Source organism: Chromobacterium sinusclupearum, assembly GCF_002902845.1.
GTDB lineage: Bacteria > Pseudomonadota > Gammaproteobacteria > Burkholderiales > Chromobacteriaceae > Chromobacterium > Chromobacterium sinusclupearum.
On record NZ_PPTF01000019.1, the window covers coordinates 1 to 17,909 of the forward strand.

The following is a 17,909-nucleotide window of genomic DNA, read 5'->3' on the forward strand; positions in this document are numbered from 1 at the left end:
GCTGTTTCGTTCGCTGCGTCAGCTGAGGAGGCGAACTATACGCCCGGGCCTCACCCTCGTCAACACCTTTTGCGAGAAAAAGTGAGATTTCCTCATCACAATCTTGCAAGCCACTGATTTGAAAGAAAACTGAAATGACGGGATTACAAGAAAAGACAACGCCGCCTGGCGGCGGCGCTATTCAAGGCAGGCTTCAAGGCTGTGTTTGAGCGGTGGATTGGGCCGCAGCGGGCTTCAAATAAGGCAGAAAAGCGTCCACCACCTCCGGCGCGTCGGGCTTGGTCCTGGTATTGATGCTGATAACCTTGCTTGCGCCCGGCAGGATCAGATACTTGTGGAAATTCCACATCGGCGCGTCGTCGGTAGCGGCGATCAGCGCCTTGAAGAAGGGCTGAGCGTCGCCGCCCCGGACATGCCCCTTGCCCGCCATTGGAAAGGTCACGCCATAGTTGGCCTGGCAGAACGCGCCGATCTCGCTCGGCTTGTCCAGTTCCTGATAAAAATCGTTGCTCGGGAAGCCGATGACCATCAGGCCGCGCGGCCCGTATTGCTTATATAACGACTCCAGCTGGGTGAACTGCGGGGTGAAGCCGCAGTGGCTGGCCGTATTGACCACCAGCACCGGCCGGTCCGCATACTGGCAGAGATTGATTTCGCCGCCCATCAGACCGGGCACCGTGTAATTGAGCAGAGACGGGCAACTGGCCAGCGCCGCTTGCCCCCACAACAGCAATAGCACACTCCAACGCTTCATGATGCCTCCCAGCCGAACGCGCTTCAGCTTCGGCGCAATACCACATAATAAGATAAGAATAGGGCAATGCGCCCTCGCCTGCCCTATCGTCTCACATTACATCCACCGTCTGCCGCTACCCTGTCATTCTTGCTGGCTGGCGATATCCGCCCTCACTTTGTCCATATCCAGCTCGCGCAATCCCTGAATCAACTGCTCGAACTGGGCGCCCATCATGGCGCCGGCCTGGTTGAACACCATGATGCCATCCTTGATGGCGATCAGCGTCGGGATGGAGCGGATATTGAAATGGCTGGCCAAGTCGCGTTCGTCTTCGGTATTGATCTTGCCGAACACGATGTCGGCGTGCTTCTCCGACGCCGCCTCGAATACCGGGCCGAACATCTTGCAGGGCCCGCACCATGGCGCCCAGAAGTCGAGGATGACCAACCCCTCTTCCTTCATATTGGCGTTGAAATTGTCGGCGGTGAGGTTGATATAAGACATGGCTGCTCTCTTTCGCTATCGGGTGGCCCGCCTGCGGCGGACCGTCTTGAGATCAACATATGAGCGCGGCAAGCCCATTGCAAGCCATCGCCCCAGTTGAATTTTTCTATTCCCCCGATAGCCGCGGCGCTGTCAGCCGATGAACGGCAACGCCAGATACAGCTTGATCACGATGGCGTTGACGATATCGATGAAGAAGGCCCCCACCATCGGCACCACTAGGAAAGCCAGATGCGACGGACCGAAGCGCTCGGTCACCGCCTGCATATTGGCGATGGCGGTGGGCGTGGCGCCCAGGCCGAAGCCGCAATGGCCGGCCGCCAAGACAGCCGCGTCGTAGTTGCGCCCCATCACGCGGAAGGTGACGAACACGGCGTACAGCGCCATCGCCAGCGTCTGCAGCAATAGCAGCGCGAAGATAGGCAGCGCCAGCGCCGCCAAGTCCCACAGACGCAGCGACATCAAGGCCAGCGCCAGGAACAGCGACAGGCTGACGTTGCCGAGCACCGACACCTCGCGCTCGAAGATCTTGTACCAGCCGAGCGCCGCCAGGCCGTTGCTGATCAGCACGCCGACGAACAGCACGCAGACGAAAGTGGGCAGTTCGAACGCCGTTCCCTTCAATAGCGAGCCGATGAAAGTGCCGCCCAGCAGGCAGACAGCGATCAGCGCCAGCGTCTCGATGAAGGAATGCGGCGTGATCAGCCGCTGCGCATCCGGTTGCTCGAAGCCCTGCGGCGGCTGGTCGCTATTGTGTTCCGCGCCCGGCGTCTTGACCCGCTTGACCAGGAAGCGCGCCACCGGGCCGCCGATCAGGCCGCCCAGCACCAGGCCGAAAGTGGCGCAGGCCATCGCCAGCTCGGCGGCGGAGGCCAGGCCATAGGTGTCGCTGAAGGTGCCGCTCCATGCCGCGCCCGTGCCATGGCCGCCTGACAGCGTGATCGAGCCGGCCAACAATCCCATCAGCGGGTCCAGGCCCAGCGCGCTGGCCACAGCCACGCCCAGGGTGTTCTGCACCAGCAACAGGCCGACCACCACGCCGAGGAAGATGCCTACCGTCTTGCCGCCCTGCTTCAGACTGGCCAGGTTGGCGTTCAGGCCGATGGCGGCGAAAAAGGCCAGCATCAGCGGCGTTTGCAGCGAGGTGTCGAAACGGACCTCTATGCCGGAAAACTGGCGCAAGGCCAGCAGGCAGGCGGCGACGACCAGGCCGCCGGCGACGGGTTCGGGAATGTTATACGTGCGCAGCACGCCGGCATGGGCGACCAGTTTGCGCCCTAGCAGCAGGACGAGAGAGGCAGCCACCAGGGTGCCGTAGAAATCAAGCTGGATCATCGTTTCTCCTGTTGTCGTTTTGAGCGAAAGCGCGCACGCGCCGCGACACAGACAGACCGATGATTGAGAGGAAGGCATGGCGCATTCCGCATCTTGCCGCGCGCGGCAAGGCGACACACAGGCCGCCGGCTGGCTAGTCGGCGGCTCCATGCGGAAACGCGCTGTGCTATTCGAGTGGAGGGCGCAGGAGAAAGTTCGCGTAAAAACGTTTTACAATCAGCGCGATGCGCCAATCAAGCGCGGCTGATGCGCCAGCACTGGTGAATCTTGCGATTGCGGAAGTCTTCCGGCACCGATTGCGCGCTGATGTCGCGGATCTGATAATCGTCGCTCAGCCGCTCGTCCAACTGGAAAGTGCGCAGATTATTGGAGAAATACAGCCAGCCCCCCGGCGCCAGCAGCGCCATCGCGTAGTCGATCAGCCAGACGTGGTCGCGTTGCACGTCCAGGATGTCGCGCATTTTCTTGGAGTTGGAGAAAGTGGGCGGGTCCATCACGATCAGATCGAACTGCTTGCCCTCGTCCACCGCCTGCTCCAGATACTGGAACACATCGGCGCGGACCAGCTGGTGCTTGTCCAGGTCCAGGCCGTTCAGCTCGAAATTGCGGCGCGACCAATCCTGGTAGGTATTGGACATGTCGACGGTTTCCGAGCTGACCGCGCCGCCGGCGCCGGCATAGACGGTGAAACTGCCGGTGTAGGCGAACAGGTTCAGGAAACGTTTGCCGGCGGCTTCTTCGCGCACCCGCTTGCGGGTATTGCGGTGATCCAGAAACAAACCCGTGTCCAGATAGCGGTCCAGATTGACGATAAAGCGCTGGCCGAACTCTTCGACCACAAAATCGTCTCCCTCGCGCCCCACTTTCTCGTACTGGCTGACCCCCTTCTGCCGACGGCGGTTCTTCAGCGTCACCGCGGCGGCAGGGATGCCAGTCACCAGCTCGATGGCCGCGGCCACCGCATCGATCCAGGCGCGATACTCATCGTCGCCCATTTCCCAGCCGGTGTCGTATTCCTGCAGATGCACCTTGCCGCCGTAGATGTCAACGGCGAACGGAAACTGCGGCACGTCCTTATCGTAGACCCGCCAGGCATCCAGCCCCTGACGGCGCGCCCATTTGGCGTAATGCTTGTAGTTCTTGGCCAGACGGTTGGCGAAGGCGCTGACATCCTGCATGAAAAATCCTCGAAGCGGCAAAGCAAAGCGCCAGCCGAGGGCTGGCGCGACATTCGGTTCAGGCCTGCATTATAAGGCCTATTGCGGGGAATACATCTCCAGCATCTTGCGGTACACCGGCTCCGGCAGGTACTGGCGAATCACGCCCTCCCAGCCGCGCGGCCCGATCAGCCCCTTGACCATGGTCGATGACACCTCGGCGTACTCGCGCGGCGGCAGCAGGAACAAGGTGGTGATGTCCGGATGCAGGTCGGAGTTGATATAGCGCATGGTGCGCTCGTATTCGTAGTCGCTGGCGGTGCGGATGCCCCGGACGATGTAGTTGGCGCCGACGCTTTGCGCGTAATTCACCAGAAACTGATTTTCGAAGACCTCGACTCTCAGCTTGCTGAATCCGGCAGTCACCTCGCGCAGCAGCGCCACCCGCTGCTCGGCGCTGAAGGTGCAATGCTTGTCGGGATTGACGCCAACGGCGACGATCAGCTCGTCAAACAATTCCACCGCCTCTCGTATCATCCACAAGTGGCCATTGGTCACCGGGTCAAAGCTGCCGGCATAGACGGCTCGTTTCAATTGACGTTTTCCTCGGGCTTTGAGTGCGTGTTCCATGGCGAATGTATCTCGCGAAGGCGGGGTGGTAAAGGAATTTTTGTGCGACGCGGCAAAAAACTGCCGCGCCGGGAGGGACGTCAAGAAAAGATCATAATTGACAGTTGACCATCCAGCTGATGCCGAATTTATCACTAAAACAGCCAAAAAGCGCGTTCCAGAACGTTTTGCTCAGCGGCACCGTCACCTGGCCGCCTGCGCTCAGCGCGGCAAAAACCCTTTCCGCCGCAGCGGTGTCGCCCTCCAGGTTGATCGACAGCGTGATCTGCTGGCCAGGCGCCATCTGCCGGTCGGTGTCCGAAATCATCAGCGCATTGGCACCGAAGGTCAGCCTGGCGTGCATCACCCAGTTCGGGTCGATGCCCCCCATCGACGGCACATCCTTGGGCGCGTCGGCGTAACGCATCAGCATGGCGATTTGGCCGTCCAGCGCCTCGCGGTAGAAATTCAGCGCCTGCTCGGCCTGGCCGTTGAAGTGCAGATAGGGGTGAAGATGCATGATCCGCCTCCGTTGTGGGTGAGCTTTCAGTGTAGCCGCACATGCAGACGAAAAATGAAAAGCCCGCAACGGGGGCCGTTGCGGGCTGACAGGCGCGTTGGAACTCAGCCGTTGATCTCTTCCGCGCGATGACAGGCCACCATGCGCGCATCCAGCTCGCGCAATTGCGGCACTTCCACCTTGCAGCGCTCCGCCGCGTGCGGGCAGCGCTTGTGAAACGCGCAGCCGGACGGCGGATTGAGCGGGCTGGGCAGTTCGCCTTCGATCTTGATCTTGATGCGGCGGTCCTCCGGATGGATGGACGGCGTGGCCGACAACAGCGCCTGGGTGTACGGATGCAAGGGGCGCCCGTAGACGCGGGATTTGTCGCCCACTTCCACCGCCCGGCCCAGATACATCACCATCAGATCATTAGCCACGTGCTCCACCACCGCCAGGTTGTGCGAGATGAACACATAGGCGGTATTGAACTCTTCCTGCAAATCCATGAACAGGTTCAGCACCTGCGCCTGGATCGATACGTCCAGCGCGGAGGTCGGCTCATCCGCCACCACGATCTTGGGGTTCAGCATCATGGCGCGGGCGATGGCGATGCGCTGGCGTTGGCCGCCGGAGAACATGTGCGGGTAACGGAAGTAGTGCTCCGGACGCAGACCGACGCGCGTCATCATCGCGCGGACTTTCTCCTCGCGCGCCTTGGCCGACAGATCGGTATTGATCAACAGCGGCTCGGACAGCTGATCGCCTATCTTCTGGCGCGGATTCAGGGAACCATAAGGGTTCTGGAACACCATCTGCACCTTGCGGCGCATGGCTTTCAGTTCGGCGCTGCCGGCCTGGGCGGCATCCTGGCCGTCCAACAGCAGCGAGCCGGACGTCGGCTGCTCGATCAGCGTCAGCTGGCGCGCCAGCGTGCTCTTGCCGCAGCCTGACTCGCCCACCACCGCCAGCGTGCGGCCGGCTTCCAGTTCAAACGAAACGCCAGCCAGCGCCTTCACCTGCGCCTTGGGCTTGAACATGCCCTGCGCCACATCGTAATAACGGGTCAGATCCCTTGCTTGCAAAACCTTAGCCATGCTGCTTCTCCTTGGCCGGCAACGGGTAGTGGCAACGCACCGCGCCATGCGCATGGGCGGTCAGTCCGGGCCGCTGGCTGCGGCAATTGTCCTGCGCGTACGGGCAGCGCGGCGACAACAGGCAGCCGCTCGGACGGTCGTATTGCCCCGGCACGATGCCAGGCAGCGTGGACAGGCGGCGCGCGCCCTTGCTGTGCTCCGGAATGGACATCAGCAAGGCCTCGGTATACGGGTGGGTCGGATGGCGGAAGATTTCCGGCACCGTGCCCATCTCCGCCACCTGGCCGGCATACATCACCACCAGCCGCTGCGCCACCTCGGCCACCACGGCCAGATCGTGGGTGATCAGGATCAGGGCCATGTTCTGGCTCTTCTGCAAGGACACCAGCAGTTCCATGATCTGCGCCTGAATGGTGACGTCCAGCGCGGTGGTCGGCTCGTCGGCGATCAACAGCTTGGGATTGCAGGCGATAGCCATGGCGATCGCCACGCGCTGGCTCATGCCGCCGGACAGCTGGTGCGGGTACGCGTCCAGACGGGTGGCGGCGGCGGGAATCTCCACCAGCTGCATCAGCTCCAGCGCGCGCGCCTTCAAGGCCGCGCCGCGCAGGCCCTGATGCACTTTCAGCACTTCCATGATCTGGTAGCCGACGGTGTAGCTGGGGTTCAGCGCCGTCATCGGATCCTGGAAGATCATCGAGATATCCTTGCCGACGATCTTGCGGCGGCCGCGCGCCGAGATGGTCAGCAAGTCCTTGCCGTCGAAGGACAATTCGTCGGCGACGATGCGGCCCTGCCCTTCCAGCAGGCCCATCATGGCCATCATGGTGACCGACTTGCCGGAACCGGACTCACCGACAATGCCGACGATCTCGCCCTGATCGACCGACAGCTCCAGCCCTTCCACTGCGCGGAACGGATTTTTTTCCGATCCGAACTCCACGGACAGATTCTTGATTTGCAACAGACTCATATTCTTATCCTCAGGCGGCGCGCTTCAGTTTCGGGTCCAGCGCGTCGCGCAGGCCGTCGCCCATCAGGTTGATCGCCAATACCGACAGCAGGATGGTCAGGCCGGGCAAAGTCACCACCCACCACGCGCTCTCGATGTAGTCGCGGGCCGAGGCCAGCATGGTGCCCCACTCGGCGGTCGGCGGTTGGACGCCCAGGCCCAAGAAGCCCAGCGCGGCGATTTCCAGAATCGCGGAGGAGAAACTCATGGTGGCGTGCACGATCAACGGCGCCATGCAGTTCGGCAGCACGGTCACGAACATCAAGCGGAACAGACCGGCGCCTGCCACGCGCGAAGCCACCACGTAGTCGCGGTTCAGCTCGGTCATGGCGGAGGCGCGCGTCAGCCGCACATAGGCCGGCAGCGAGACAGTGGCGATGGCGATCATCGCATTGGTCAGGCCGGGCCCGAGGATGGCCATGATGGCCACCGCCAGCAGCAGCGACGGCAGGGCCATCATGATGTCCATCAGGCGCATGATGGAAGCGCCCAGCACTTTGGGGAAGAAGGCGGCGAGCAAGCCCAGGATCACGCCCGGCACCAGCGCCATCACCACCGACATCAGGCCGATGAACAGCGACAGGCGCGCGCCGTAGATCAGGCGCGACAGGATGTCGCGGCCCAGCTCGTCGGTGCCGAACAGGAATTGCACGCTGCCGCCGGCCTCCCAGGACGGCGGCGTCAGCAGGTGGTCGCGATACTGCTCGATCGGGCTGTACGGCGCCAGCAGCGGCGCCAGCAGCGCACAGGTGACGATGAAGACCACGAAGACGAGGCCGGCGACCGCGCCCTTGTTGTGGGAAAAGCCCTGCCAGAACTCCTTCAGCGGAGACGGATAGGACAGCGCCAGGTCGGCCGGCTGAGCGGCCGCGGTTTGCTTGGTTTGGCTCATATTGCGTCCCTGCTTACTTGGCGTGACGGATGCGCGGATTGGCGATGCCGTACAGGATGTCGACGATGAAGTTGGTGACGATCACCAGCGTGGCCACCATCAGGATGCCGTTCTGCACCACCGGGTAGTCGCGGCGGCCGATGGCGTCGATCAGCCATTTGCCGATGCCGGGCCAGGAGAAGATGGTCTCGGTCAGCACCGCGCCGCCCATCAACGTGCCCACCTGCAGGCCGATCACCGTCAGCACCGGGATCAGCGCATTGCGCAGGGTGTGGATGAAGATGACGCGGGCCGGCGACAGGCCCTTGGCGCGCGCGGTGCGCACGTAGTCTTCGCGCAGCACTTCCAGCATGGACGAACGGGTCATCCGGGCGATCACCGCCAGCGGAATGGTGCCCAGCACGATGGACGGCAGGATCAGGTGGCTCAACGCGCTCTTGAACGCGCCGGCATTGCCCTCGGGGTCGGCCGACTCGGCCAGCCAGCTGTCGATCAGCATGAAGCCGGTGCGCGGATGGATGTCGAACATCAGGTCCATGCGGCCCGATACCGGCGTCCAGCCCAGCTTGACCGAGAAGAACATGATCAGGATCAGGCCCCACCAGAAGATGGGCATGGAAAAGCCGGTCAAGGAGATGCCCATCACGCCGTGATCAAACAGCGAGCCGCGCTTGATCGCCGCCAGCACGCCGGCCAGCAGCCCCCAGACAATGGCGAACAGCAGCGCCGACAGCGCCAGCTCCAGCGTGGCGGGGAACAAGGTCTTGAACTCGGTCCAGACGCTGCTCTTGGTCACCAGCGACTCGCCCAGATTGCCATGCAGCAGGTTGACGATGTAGTCGAAATACTGGGCGTACAAGGGCTTGTCCAAGCCCAAGCGGTGCAGCGCCTCGGCGTGCATCTTGGGGTCGAGCGTGCGCTCGCCCACCATCACTTCCACCGGGTCGCCGGGAATCATGCGGATCAGGCCGAATGTCAGCAGCGTAATGCCGAAAAAGGTGGGCACCAGAAGGCCCAGCCTGCGCAAGATGAATGAAAACATGGATAACTCTCCCGGGCGCGGACGATGCCAACATCGCGCGCGCCGTCTGACTTCTAGAGACATGGCGAGCAGGAAATCGGCACGGGGAGATACTGGGAGAGAACTGGGCCGCCGCGCGAGGCGCGACGTAAAGAGGACAGGGTGCCGGGCGGCGGACGGCAACTAAACCACCCACCAGCATTAGCTGCATCCACCACTCCGGCGAAACAGACGATATCAGTCCGCCTCCCGCGAGGGATTGACGCAGGTCAAACCGGCGTCATGCCGGCTGCCTTGCCCTGGCCTTGCTTCTAGCTTCTACCTTGATTCCCGTGCAGATACTGCCATGCCGGACCACCGCTTTCTCTAAACGGATCGCTGATGAGGCCGGCACTTGTTGCAAGCGGCGGAGCCTGGGCCCCGCCGCCATGGTCATGCCTGATTCAGGCTAAGCTTACTTGACGCTGACGCCGTAGAAGGAGTTCAGGCCAAACGGGCTGACCTTGAACCCTTGCACCGACTTCAGCATCGGCTGATTGACGGTGGAGTGGGCGATGGTGGTCAGCGGCACTTGCTGCTTCACGATCTCCTGCGCCTTCATGTACAGCTTGGTGCGCTCGGCGACGTTGGCGGTGCTCTTGCCCTTCTGGATCAGGTCTTCGAACGGCTTGTAGCAGAACTTGGAGAAGTTGTTGCCGTTCATCGCATCGCAGCCGAACAGCACGCCCAGCCAGTTGTCCGGATCGCCGTTGTCGCCGGTCCAGCCGATCAGCATGGAGTCATGCTCGCCGGCCTTGGCGCGCTTCAGGTACTCGCCCCACTCGTAGGAGGTGATCTTGGCCTTGACGCCGATCTTGGCCCAGTCGGACTGGATCATTTCCGCCATCAGCTTGGCGTTGGGGTTGTACGGACGCTGCACCGGCATCGCCCACAGGGTGATGTCGAAGCCGTTGGGGTAGCCCGCCTTGGCCAGCAGGGCCTTGGCCTTGGCCGTGTCGTACGGCGCGTCCTTCAGGTTCTTGTTGTACGACCACTGGGTCGGCGGCATCGGGTTGGTCGCGGCTTGGCCGGCGCCCTGGTACACCGCCTGCAGGATGGCCTTCTTGTTGATGGCCATGTCCAGCGCCTCGCGCACTTCCAGCTTGTCCAGCGGCTTGTGCTTGACGTTGTAGGCCAGGTAACCCAGGTTGAAGCCGGCCTGGGAGATCACTTTCATCTTCGGATCGGCCTTCATCGCGGCGATGTCGGTCGGACGCGGATAGGTGGTGATCTGGCACTCGCCGGCCTTCAGCTTCTGGTAGCGCACGGAGGCGTCGGTGGTGATGGCGAACACCAGGTTGTCCACCTTCGGACCATCAGCCTTGTCCCAGTAATCCTTGTTGGCGGCAAAGCGGATCTGCGCATCTTTCTGGTAGCGCTTGAAGATGAACGGACCGGTACCCACCGGCTGCTGGTTGATCAGCTGCGGCTTGCCGTCCTTCAGCAGCTTGTCGGCGTATTCGGCGGACTGGATCGAAGCGAAGCTCATCGCCAGGTTCTGCACAAAGGCGGCGTCGATCTTCTTCAGCGTGAACTTGACGGTGTACGGATCCACCTTCTCGACCTTGACGATGTTCTCGTCCATACCCATGTCGGTGAAGTACGGGAACTCGGTCGGGTAAGCCTTGCGGAACGGATTGTTCTTGTTGAGCATCCGGTCGAAGGTGAACACCACGTCATCGGCGTTGAATTCGCGCGTCGGCTTGAAGTAGTCGGTGGTCTGGAACTTCACGCCCTTGCGCAGATTGAAAGTGTAAGTCAGGCCATCGGCCGACACTTCCCACTTTTCGGCCAGGCCCGGAATCACCTTGGTGCCGCCGCGCTGGAATTGCACCAGACGGTTGAACACGGTTTCGGCCGAGGCGTCGAAATCGGTGCCGGAAGTGTATTGGCCCGGATCGAAACCGGCCGGGCTGCCCTCGGAACAGAACACCAGGGTTCCGGCGGCATGCGCCGCCAATGAAGTTCCCGCAAACGCGCCAAGCACCAAAAGCTTTTTGAAAGCTTGCATAAATGTTTCCCTTCCCTTTGTACAGACCATCAGTCGGGTCTTTTTTGCTATTGAACCGGAATCTTGGATTCGGCTGGTGGGGATACATTATGCACAGAGGGCGCTTTTGACAAGCGCCCTCTGGCTTTTTTATGGCATTGTCGGCCGTTGCAGGCCCTTCACCCAACAAGCGCTTACAGTTTGCGCAACACCACGGAGCCGACGGAATAGCCCGCCCCGAAAGAACTGATGACGCCAACATCGCCGGCCTGCAAGTCGTTGGAATGCAAGTGGAAGGCAATGACAGAGCCGGCGGAACTGGTGTTGGCGTAACGGTCCAAAATCACCGGCGCCTCCACCGTGTCGGCCTCGCGCCCCAGCACGCGCCGGGCGATCAGCTGGTTCATCGCCAGATTGGCCTGATGCAGCCAGAAGCGGCGCACCGCCGACGGCTCAATGTCCAAGAACTCCAGATGGGCGACGATATGCTCGCCAACCATCGGGCATACTTCTTTGAATACCTTGCGCCCCTGTTGCACAAACAGCTTGTCAGGCTTGCCGATGCCACTTTCGTCGCAACGGTTCAGGAAGCCGAAATTATTGCGGATATTGTTGGAAAACACCGTGGCCAGCTTGCAGCCGAGCACTTCGTAGCGCTGCGCGGAAACGGCCGCGTCGGCCCGTTCCAACACCACGGCGGTGCAGGCATCGCCGAAGATGAAGTGGCTGTCGCGGTCGCGGAAGTTCAGGTGAGCGGAACAGATCTCCGGATTCACCATCAGCACCGCCCGCGCCTGGCCAGTGGCCACCGCATTGACCGCGGTCTGGATGCCGAAGGTGGCCGACGAGCAGGCCACATTCATATCGAAGGCGTAGCCGGCTATGCCCAGCGCCTGCTGCACCTCAACCGCCATCGCCGGATACGGCCGCTGCATATTGGAGCAGGCGACAATCACCATGTCGATGTCGGCGGCGCTGCGGCCGGCAGCCTCCATGGCCTGGCGGGCGGCGGCCACGGCCATCTCGGCCTGCACCGACAGCTCGTCGTTGGGGCGTTCCGGCAGATACGGCGTCATCCTGGCCGGATCGAGCACGCCGCTCTTGTCCATCAAAAAGCGTTGCTTGATGCCGGATGCCTTCTCGATGAATTCGGCGCTGGATTCGGCCAGCGGCTCAAGCGCGCCGGCTTCGATTTCGGCCTGATGAGCCGCGTTATGGTTGCGGACGAAGGTATTGAACGCCTCGACCAACTCCTCATTGCTGACGGCATGAGGCGGGGTGAACAACCCCGTGCCGCTGATGACGACCTTATGCATTGTGCTTGTATCCTCGCGCTTCCCCGCAGGGTGGACATGGCGGCGGCATCGTCTGCCGCCGCGTGGCGATTCCCCACGCATGCCGACAGCGGCACAACCGTCCCGATATTGCAGCGATTTTACACAAGCGCATGGACAAACACTAAAAATCCATAGCCCCGCCCGGCTTAAACCAAGTAAAATGCTCAACTTTGACCTTCCGGTGACCGGGATCGGCCGAACAATACTTGACTAAAATAGTCGGATATTGGGTATAATGGCGACAACCACCCACCGGAACAGAACATCATGCGCCTCACCACCAAAGGACGCTTCGCCGTCACCGCCATGCTGGATCTGGCCATGCGCGAGGAGCGCGGCCCGGTCACCCTGGCCGGCATCAGCGAACGCCAAAACATCTCGCTGTCCTACCTGGAACAACTATTCGGCAAACTGCGCCGCGCCGAGCTGGTTGACAGCGTGCGCGGCCCTGGCGGCGGCTACACCCTAGCCAAAGACATCCAGGACATCTCGGTTGCCGACATCATCGTCGCCGTCGACGAGCCGGTGGACGCCACCCAATGCGGCGGCCGCGAAAACTGTCGCGGCAGCCAGCGCTGCATGACCCATGACTTGTGGACCAACCTCAACGTCACCATTTTCGATTACTTGTCCAAGGTGAGCCTCGCCAGCCTGGTGGAGCAACAGCATTCCCAGGAAGAGCACGCCAAGGAAACCAGCGTGGTGCAGGACAAACGCGACAGCTGCGGCAGCAAGCACGCAGCCGCCGCCGGCAGCGCCCTGTAAGCGCCTGAAAATCTTGCGGAGATAATGTATGAGCCAGCTCAAGCTACCGATCTATCTGGATTACTCGGCCACCACCCCGGTGGACCCGCGCGTCGCCGAAAAGATGATTCCCTATCTGACCGGCAAGTTCGGCAACCCCGCCTCGCGCAGCCACAGCTTCGGCTGGGAAGCGGAAGAGGCCGTCGAAAACGCGCGCGCCGAAGTGGCCAAGCTGATCGGAGCCGACCCTAAAGAAATCGTCTGGACCTCCGGCGCCACCGAGTCCGACAACCTGGCGATCAAGGGCGCGGCCCAGTTCTACAAGAGCAAGGGCAAGCACATCATCACCGTCAAGACCGAGCACAAGGCGGTGCTGGACACCTGTCGCGAACTGGAGCGCCAGGGCTTCGAAGTCACTTACATGGACGTGCAGGAAAACGGCCTGCTGGACATCGAAGCGTTCAAGGCTGCCATCCGTCCCGACACCATCGTGGTGTCCGTGATGTACGTGAACAATGAAATCGGCGTGATCCAGGATATTCCGCAGATCGGCGAGATCTGCCGCGAAAAAGGCATCATCTTCCACGTCGACGCCACCCAGGCCCCGGGCAAGGTCAAGATCGACCTCAACACCCTGAAGGTGGATCTGATGAGCCTGTCCGCGCACAAGGCATATGGCCCCAAGGGCATCGGCGCGCTGTACGTGCGCCGCAAGCCGCGCGTGCGCCTGGAAGCGCAGATGCACGGCGGCGGCCACGAGCGCGGCTTCCGCTCCGGCACCCTGGCCACCCACCAGATCGTCGGCATGGGCGAAGCCTTCCGCCTCGCCCGCGAGGAAATGGACAGCGAGAACGAGCGCATCCGCATGCTGCGCGACCGTCTGTGGAACGGCATCCAGGACATGGAAGAGGTGTATATCAACGGCGACATCGACCAGCGCGTGCCGCACAACCTCAACGTCAGCTTCAACTTCGTCGAGGGAGAAAGCCTGATCATGGCCATCAAGGACCTGGCCGTGTCCAGCGGCTCCGCCTGCACCTCCGCCTCGCTGGAGCCGTCCTACGTGCTGCGCGCCCTGGGCCGCAACGACGAAATGGCGCACAGCTCCATCCGCTTCACCTTGGGCCGCTTCACCACCGAAGAAGAAATCGACTACGCCATCGCGCTGTTGAAATCGAAGATCGGCAAGCTGCGCGAACTGTCGCCGCTGTGGGAGATGTACAAGGACGGCGTGGACCTGAACAGCGTTCAATGGGCGGCGCATTGAGCCGATAACCAGTTACCGGCCGCGGCGGCCTAGCCGCCGCGGCCTTGCAGGAGCAAGAAAATGGCATACAGCGAAAAAGTGTTGGATCACTACGAAAATCCCCGCAACGTCGGTTCCTTCGACAAGGGCGACGACAGCATCGGCACCGGCATGGTCGGCGCGCCGGCCTGTGGCGACGTAATGAAGCTGCAGATCAAGGTCGGCGCCGACGGCGTGATCGAAGACGCCAAGTTCAAGACTTACGGCTGTGGCTCCGCCATCGCCTCCTCCTCCCTGGTGACCGAGTGGGTGAAGGGCAAGTCGCTGGACGAGGCACTGAGCATCAAGAACACCGCCATCGCCGAAGAGCTGGCGCTGCCGCCGGTGAAGATCCACTGCTCCATCCTGGCAGAAGACGCGATCAAGGCCGCAGTGGAAGACTACAAGCAGAAGCACGGCAAGTAAGCGGAGACGACCGATGGCACTGACTCTTTCCGAACGCGCTGCCGCCCACATCAGCGCCTTTATCGCCAAGCGCGGCAAAGGTTTGGGCGTGCGCCTGGGTGTGAAAACCTCCGGTTGCTCCGGCATGGCCTACAAGCTGGAATTCGTCGATGTCGAAAACAGCGACGACGTGCGTTTCGAAAGCCACGGCGTGGCGATCTTCACCGACGCCAAGAGCCTGGCCTATCTGGACGGCACCGAGCTGGACTACGCCAAGGAGGGTTTGAACGAAGGCTTCAAGTTCAACAACCCCAACGTCAAGAACGAGTGCGGCTGCGGCGAAAGCTTCAACGTCTGATTGCCGATACCGTCGCCGGGCGGAGCGTGGACGCGCAAGCCGTCATGCTCCGCCTGTGTTTTTCCGGCTCCTCCCTTCGCTCCGGACGCATAGATGAACCACGATTTCAATCAGGACTTCTTCGCCCTGTTCGGCCTGCCGCGCCGCTTCGCGCAGGATGCCGCCGCGCTTGACGCCGCCTGGCGCGCCGCCGCCGCCCAGGTTCACCCGGACCGCTATGCCAGCGCCGGCGACGCCGAGAAACGCAGCGCGCTGATGCTGGCCACCCGTGTCAACGAGGCGTATCAAACCCTCAAATCCCCGCTGAACCGCGCCCGCTACCTGTTGCAGCTGTCCGGCGTCGACACTCAGGAAGAAAACAATACCCGGATGCCGGCGGATTTCCTGATGGCGCAGATGGAATGGCGCGAGGACATAGACGACGCACGCGCCAGCGTAAATGCGCTGGAGTCGTTGTCGCACCGGCTGCGCGGCGAGGTCAAGGCCATGCAGGCCGAGCTGGAAACGGCGCTGGACGCGCGCGGCGACTTGGACGGCGCAGCCGTTCTGGTGAGAAAATTGCGCTTCATGGAAAAGCTGGACCAGGAAATCGGCGACGCCATCGAGAGCCTGCTGGACTAAGCTCCCTTCGCGACGCCGCCCTGAGCAACGACATAAAGATCACGACATGGCCTTACTGCAAATCGCCGAACCCGGCCTCTCCGCCGCTCCCCACCAACATCGCCTGGCCGTTGGCATCGACCTTGGCACCACCAACTCGCTGGTGGCCACCGTCCGCAGCGGCGCCTCCGTCGTCTTGCCGGACGAGCATGGCCGCAGCCTGCTACCGTCGGTGGTGCGCTACGGCGACGAAGGCGTGCTGGCGGTGGGCTACGACGCCCAGCGCGAGCAGAACCGCGATCCGCACAACACCGTGGTCTCGGCCAAGCGTTTCATGGGCCGCGGCATCAGCGACATCAAGGACATCGGCAGCCTGCCTTATCGTTTCGTGGACGCGCCGGGCATGGTGCAACTGGTCACCCGCGCCGGCATCAAAAGCCCGGTGGAAGTGTCGGCCGACATCCTGCGCGCCTTGAAAGACCGCGCCGAAGCCAGCCTGGGCGGCGAACTGACCGGCGCCGTGATCACCGTGCCGGCCTACTTTGACGACGCCCAGCGCCAGGCCACCAAGGACGCCGCGCGCCTGGCCGGCCTGAACGTGCTGCGCCTGCTCAACGAACCCACCGCCGCCGCCATCGCCTACGGCCTGGACAACGGCAGCGAGGGCACCTACGTCGTCTACGATCTGGGCGGCGGCACGCTGGACGTGTCCATCCTGAAGCTGACCCGCGGCGTGTTCGAAGTGCTGGCCACCAGCGGCGACTCGGCGCTGGGCGGAGACGACTTCGACCACCGCGTATTCTGCTGGATGCTCGAATCGGCCGGCCTGTCCGGCCTGTCGGCCCACGACATGCGCCTCTTGCACACCCGCGCGCGCGAAGCCAAGGAAGCGCTGACCGACCACGCCAGCACCCGCATCACCGCCATCCTGTCGGACGGCCAGTCGCTGGACCTGGAGCTGGACCAAGCCACGCTGCACGCCATCACCAAGACGCTGGTGGACAAGACGCTGCAGCCGGTGCGCAAGGCCCTGCGCGACGCCAAGCTCGCGCCCGAGGACATCCAGGGCGTGGTGATGGTGGGCGGCGCCACCCGCATGCCGCACGTGCAGAAGGCCGTGGCGGACTACTTCGGCCGCGCCCCGCTGACCAATCTGGACCCGGACAAGGTAGTGGCGCTGGGCGCCGCCATCCAGGCCAATGTGCTGGCCGGCAACAAGCAGGACGACGAGTGGCTGCTGCTGGACGTGCTGCCGCTGTCGCTGGGCATCGAAACCATGGGCGGCCTGACCGAGAAGATCATCCCGCGCAACAGCACCATCCCGGTGGCGCGCGCGCAGGACTTCACCACCTTCAAAGACGGCCAGACCGCCATGTCCATCCACGTGCTGCAGGGCGAGCGCGAGCTGGTCTCCGACTGCCGCAGCCTGGCCAAGTTCGTGCTGACCGGCATTCCGCCCATGGTGGCCGGCGCCGCGCGCATCCGCATCACCTTTCAGGTGGATGCCGACGGCCTCTTGTCCGTCACCGCCCGCGAGCAGACATCCGGCGTGGAGGCCAGCATCGAGGTCAAGCCGTCCTACGGCCTGTCCGACGACGAAATCAGCCGCATGCTGACCGACTCCATGGCCAACGTGCAGGAAGACATCGAAGCGCGCAAGCTGCGCGAGGCCATCGTCGATGCCGAAAGCCTGCGCGACGCGACGCGCAACGCCTTGGAACAGGACGGCGATCTGCTGGATGAGTCCGAGCGCGCCGCCGTGGAAGCCGCCGTCGCCGCCGTGGACGCCGCCATCGCCGCCGCCGAGACCCGCCGCGTCAACGAAGCCAGCGCCGCGCTGAACCACGCTACCGAAACCTTCGCCGCCCGCCGCATGGACCGCAACATCCGCCGCGCGCTGAAGGGCCACAAGATTACCGATTTGTAAGGACTCGCCATGCCGCGAATCATTGTTCTGCCCCATCCCGACCTGTGCCCCGAGGGCGCGGTGATCGACAACGCCGAAACCGGACAAAGCATCTGCGACGCGCTGCTCGCCCACGACATCGAAATCGAGCACGCCTGTGAAATGTCCTGCGCCTGCACCACCTGCCACTGCATCGTGCGCGAAGGCGGCAACTCGCTGAATGAGGCCGACGAGCTGGAAGAAGATTTGCTGGACAAGGCCTGGGGCCTGGAAGCGCAATCGCGCCTGTCCTGCCAGGCCATCGTCGCCGACGAAGACCTGGTCATCGAGATTCCCAAGTACACGATCAACCACGCTAGAGAGCACCACTGAAGGGAGGGCAA

General features: G+C 62.6%; 19 protein-coding genes. 7 read left to right on the forward strand and 12 right to left on the reverse strand.

The features are described 5' to 3' along the window. Window positions 1–193: 193 nt before the first annotated feature. From C2134_RS05215 to C2134_RS05270, 12 genes are all read right to left on the reverse strand, one after another. Complete coding sequence (locus tag C2134_RS05215; RefSeq protein WP_103318128.1) at window positions 194–754, reverse strand: glutathione peroxidase; 561 nt, start codon at window positions 752–754, stop codon at window positions 194–196. A 123-nt stretch (window positions 755–877) separates the two neighbouring features. After that, window positions 878–1,240, reverse strand: coding sequence for a thioredoxin (trxA, locus tag C2134_RS05220; protein ID WP_103318130.1), 363 nt, complete (start codon window positions 1,238–1,240; stop codon window positions 878–880). 132 nt (window positions 1,241–1,372) lie between these two features. Beyond that, the gene (gene gltS / locus C2134_RS05225; RefSeq protein WP_103318132.1) at window positions 1,373–2,575 is read right to left on the reverse strand and encodes a sodium/glutamate symporter; all 1,203 of its coding nucleotides are present in this window, start codon (window positions 2,573–2,575) and stop codon (window positions 1,373–1,375) included. A 233-nt stretch (window positions 2,576–2,808) separates the two neighbouring features. Then, a complete protein-coding gene (locus C2134_RS05230) occupies window positions 2,809–3,753 on the reverse strand; it encodes a class I SAM-dependent methyltransferase (protein WP_103318134.1) in 945 nt (314 codons plus the stop codon). A gap of 78 nt (window positions 3,754–3,831) precedes the next feature. After that, on the reverse strand, window positions 3,832–4,362 hold the full coding sequence (coaD, locus tag C2134_RS05235) for a pantetheine-phosphate adenylyltransferase (RefSeq protein ID WP_043628250.1): 531 nt from the start codon (window positions 4,360–4,362) through the stop codon (window positions 3,832–3,834). A gap of 91 nt (window positions 4,363–4,453) precedes the next feature. Then, window positions 4,454–4,861 (reverse strand): VOC family protein, encoded by a 408-nt coding sequence (locus C2134_RS05240; protein ID WP_103318136.1) that lies wholly within the window; start codon window positions 4,859–4,861, stop codon window positions 4,454–4,456. Between the two features lie 104 nt (window positions 4,862–4,965). Continuing rightward, window positions 4,966–5,937 (reverse strand): peptide ABC transporter ATP-binding protein, encoded by a 972-nt coding sequence (locus tag C2134_RS05245; protein WP_103318138.1) that lies wholly within the window; start codon window positions 5,935–5,937, stop codon window positions 4,966–4,968. Continuing rightward, on the reverse strand, window positions 5,930–6,910 hold the full coding sequence (locus C2134_RS05250) for an ABC transporter ATP-binding protein (protein WP_103318139.1): 981 nt from the start codon (window positions 6,908–6,910) through the stop codon (window positions 5,930–5,932). Before C2134_RS05250 ends, C2134_RS05245 begins: the two co-directional genes overlap by 8 nt. Before the next feature lie 10 nt (window positions 6,911–6,920). Then, window positions 6,921–7,841, reverse strand: a complete 921-nt coding sequence (locus C2134_RS05255; protein ID WP_103318142.1) for an ABC transporter permease subunit — start codon at window positions 7,839–7,841, stop codon at window positions 6,921–6,923. Between the two features lie 13 nt (window positions 7,842–7,854). Continuing rightward, complete coding sequence (locus tag C2134_RS05260) at window positions 7,855–8,883, reverse strand: ABC transporter permease subunit (RefSeq protein WP_071109704.1); 1,029 nt, start codon at window positions 8,881–8,883, stop codon at window positions 7,855–7,857. A gap of 433 nt (window positions 8,884–9,316) precedes the next feature. Continuing rightward, window positions 9,317–10,912 carry an ABC transporter substrate-binding protein gene (locus C2134_RS05265; RefSeq protein ID WP_043628261.1) on the reverse strand — a complete coding sequence of 532 codons (1,596 nt, stop codon included), beginning with the start codon at window positions 10,910–10,912 and terminating at the stop codon, window positions 9,317–9,319. Between the two features lie 173 nt (window positions 10,913–11,085). Continuing rightward, complete coding sequence (locus tag C2134_RS05270; protein ID WP_103318144.1) at window positions 11,086–12,207, reverse strand: beta-ketoacyl-ACP synthase III; 1,122 nt, start codon at window positions 12,205–12,207, stop codon at window positions 11,086–11,088. A 288-nt stretch (window positions 12,208–12,495) separates the two neighbouring features. Here C2134_RS05270 and iscR point away from each other — a divergent pair, with 288 nt between their 5' ends. From iscR to fdx, 7 genes are all read left to right on the forward strand, one after another. After that, entirely contained in the window at window positions 12,496–12,993 is a 498-nt protein-coding gene (gene iscR / locus C2134_RS05275) for a Fe-S cluster assembly transcriptional regulator IscR (RefSeq protein ID WP_103318146.1), read from the forward strand. Window positions 12,994–13,021: 28 nt separating this feature from the next. Then, window positions 13,022–14,239 carry an IscS subfamily cysteine desulfurase gene (locus C2134_RS05280; protein ID WP_103318148.1) on the forward strand — a complete coding sequence of 406 codons (1,218 nt, stop codon included), beginning with the start codon at window positions 13,022–13,024 and terminating at the stop codon, window positions 14,237–14,239. A 60-nt stretch (window positions 14,240–14,299) separates the two neighbouring features. Next, window positions 14,300–14,683, forward strand: coding sequence for a Fe-S cluster assembly scaffold IscU (gene iscU / locus C2134_RS05285; RefSeq protein WP_043628269.1), 384 nt, complete (start codon window positions 14,300–14,302; stop codon window positions 14,681–14,683). A gap of 13 nt (window positions 14,684–14,696) precedes the next feature. Beyond that, a complete protein-coding gene (iscA, locus tag C2134_RS05290) occupies window positions 14,697–15,020 on the forward strand; it encodes an iron-sulfur cluster assembly protein IscA (protein ID WP_043628271.1) in 324 nt (107 codons plus the stop codon). Between the two features lie 93 nt (window positions 15,021–15,113). Then, window positions 15,114–15,641: a Fe-S protein assembly co-chaperone HscB gene (hscB, locus tag C2134_RS05295; protein ID WP_103318150.1), complete on the forward strand. Its 528-nt coding sequence runs from the start codon at window positions 15,114–15,116 to the stop codon at window positions 15,639–15,641. Window positions 15,642–15,687: 46 nt separating this feature from the next. Next, on the forward strand, window positions 15,688–17,547 hold the full coding sequence (gene hscA / locus C2134_RS05300) for a Fe-S protein assembly chaperone HscA (protein ID WP_103318152.1): 1,860 nt from the start codon (window positions 15,688–15,690) through the stop codon (window positions 17,545–17,547). A gap of 9 nt (window positions 17,548–17,556) precedes the next feature. Then, a complete protein-coding gene (gene fdx / locus C2134_RS05305; protein WP_071109699.1) occupies window positions 17,557–17,898 on the forward strand; it encodes an ISC system 2Fe-2S type ferredoxin in 342 nt (113 codons plus the stop codon). Window positions 17,899–17,909 lie beyond the last annotated feature (11 nt).

Bases quoted from the DNA above. Each gene is read 5' to 3' on its own strand.
- C2134_RS05215 (WP_103318128.1), bottom strand. From the start codon at position 754: ATGAAGCGTTGGAGTGTGCTATTGCTGTTGTGGGGGCAAGCGGCGCTG.
- trxA (WP_103318130.1), bottom strand. From the start codon at position 1,240: ATGTCTTATATCAACCTCACCGCCGACAATTTCAACGCCAATATGAAG.
- gltS (WP_103318132.1), bottom strand. From the start codon at position 2,575: ATGATCCAGCTTGATTTCTACGGCACCCTGGTGGCTGCCTCTCTCGTC.
- C2134_RS05230 (WP_103318134.1), bottom strand. From the start codon at position 3,753: ATGCAGGATGTCAGCGCCTTCGCCAACCGTCTGGCCAAGAACTACAAG.
- coaD (WP_043628250.1), bottom strand. From the start codon at position 4,362: ATGGAACACGCACTCAAAGCCCGAGGAAAACGTCAATTGAAACGAGCC.
- C2134_RS05240 (WP_103318136.1), bottom strand. From the start codon at position 4,861: ATGCATCTTCACCCCTATCTGCACTTCAACGGCCAGGCCGAGCAGGCG.
- C2134_RS05245 (WP_103318138.1), bottom strand. From the start codon at position 5,937: ATGGCTAAGGTTTTGCAAGCAAGGGATCTGACCCGTTATTACGATGTG.
- C2134_RS05250 (WP_103318139.1), bottom strand. From the start codon at position 6,910: ATGAGTCTGTTGCAAATCAAGAATCTGTCCGTGGAGTTCGGATCGGAA.
- C2134_RS05255 (WP_103318142.1), bottom strand. From the start codon at position 7,841: ATGAGCCAAACCAAGCAAACCGCGGCCGCTCAGCCGGCCGACCTGGCG.
- C2134_RS05260 (WP_071109704.1), bottom strand. From the start codon at position 8,883: ATGTTTTCATTCATCTTGCGCAGGCTGGGCCTTCTGGTGCCCACCTTT.
- C2134_RS05265 (WP_043628261.1), bottom strand. From the start codon at position 10,912: ATGCAAGCTTTCAAAAAGCTTTTGGTGCTTGGCGCGTTTGCGGGAACT.
- C2134_RS05270 (WP_103318144.1), bottom strand. From the start codon at position 12,207: ATGCATAAGGTCGTCATCAGCGGCACGGGGTTGTTCACCCCGCCTCAT.
- iscR (WP_103318146.1), top strand. From the start codon at position 12,496: ATGCGCCTCACCACCAAAGGACGCTTCGCCGTCACCGCCATGCTGGAT.
- C2134_RS05280 (WP_103318148.1), top strand. From the start codon at position 13,022: ATGAGCCAGCTCAAGCTACCGATCTATCTGGATTACTCGGCCACCACC.
- iscU (WP_043628269.1), top strand. From the start codon at position 14,300: ATGGCATACAGCGAAAAAGTGTTGGATCACTACGAAAATCCCCGCAAC.
- iscA (WP_043628271.1), top strand. From the start codon at position 14,697: ATGGCACTGACTCTTTCCGAACGCGCTGCCGCCCACATCAGCGCCTTT.
- hscB (WP_103318150.1), top strand. From the start codon at position 15,114: ATGAACCACGATTTCAATCAGGACTTCTTCGCCCTGTTCGGCCTGCCG.
- hscA (WP_103318152.1), top strand. From the start codon at position 15,688: ATGGCCTTACTGCAAATCGCCGAACCCGGCCTCTCCGCCGCTCCCCAC.
- fdx (WP_071109699.1), top strand. From the start codon at position 17,557: ATGCCGCGAATCATTGTTCTGCCCCATCCCGACCTGTGCCCCGAGGGC.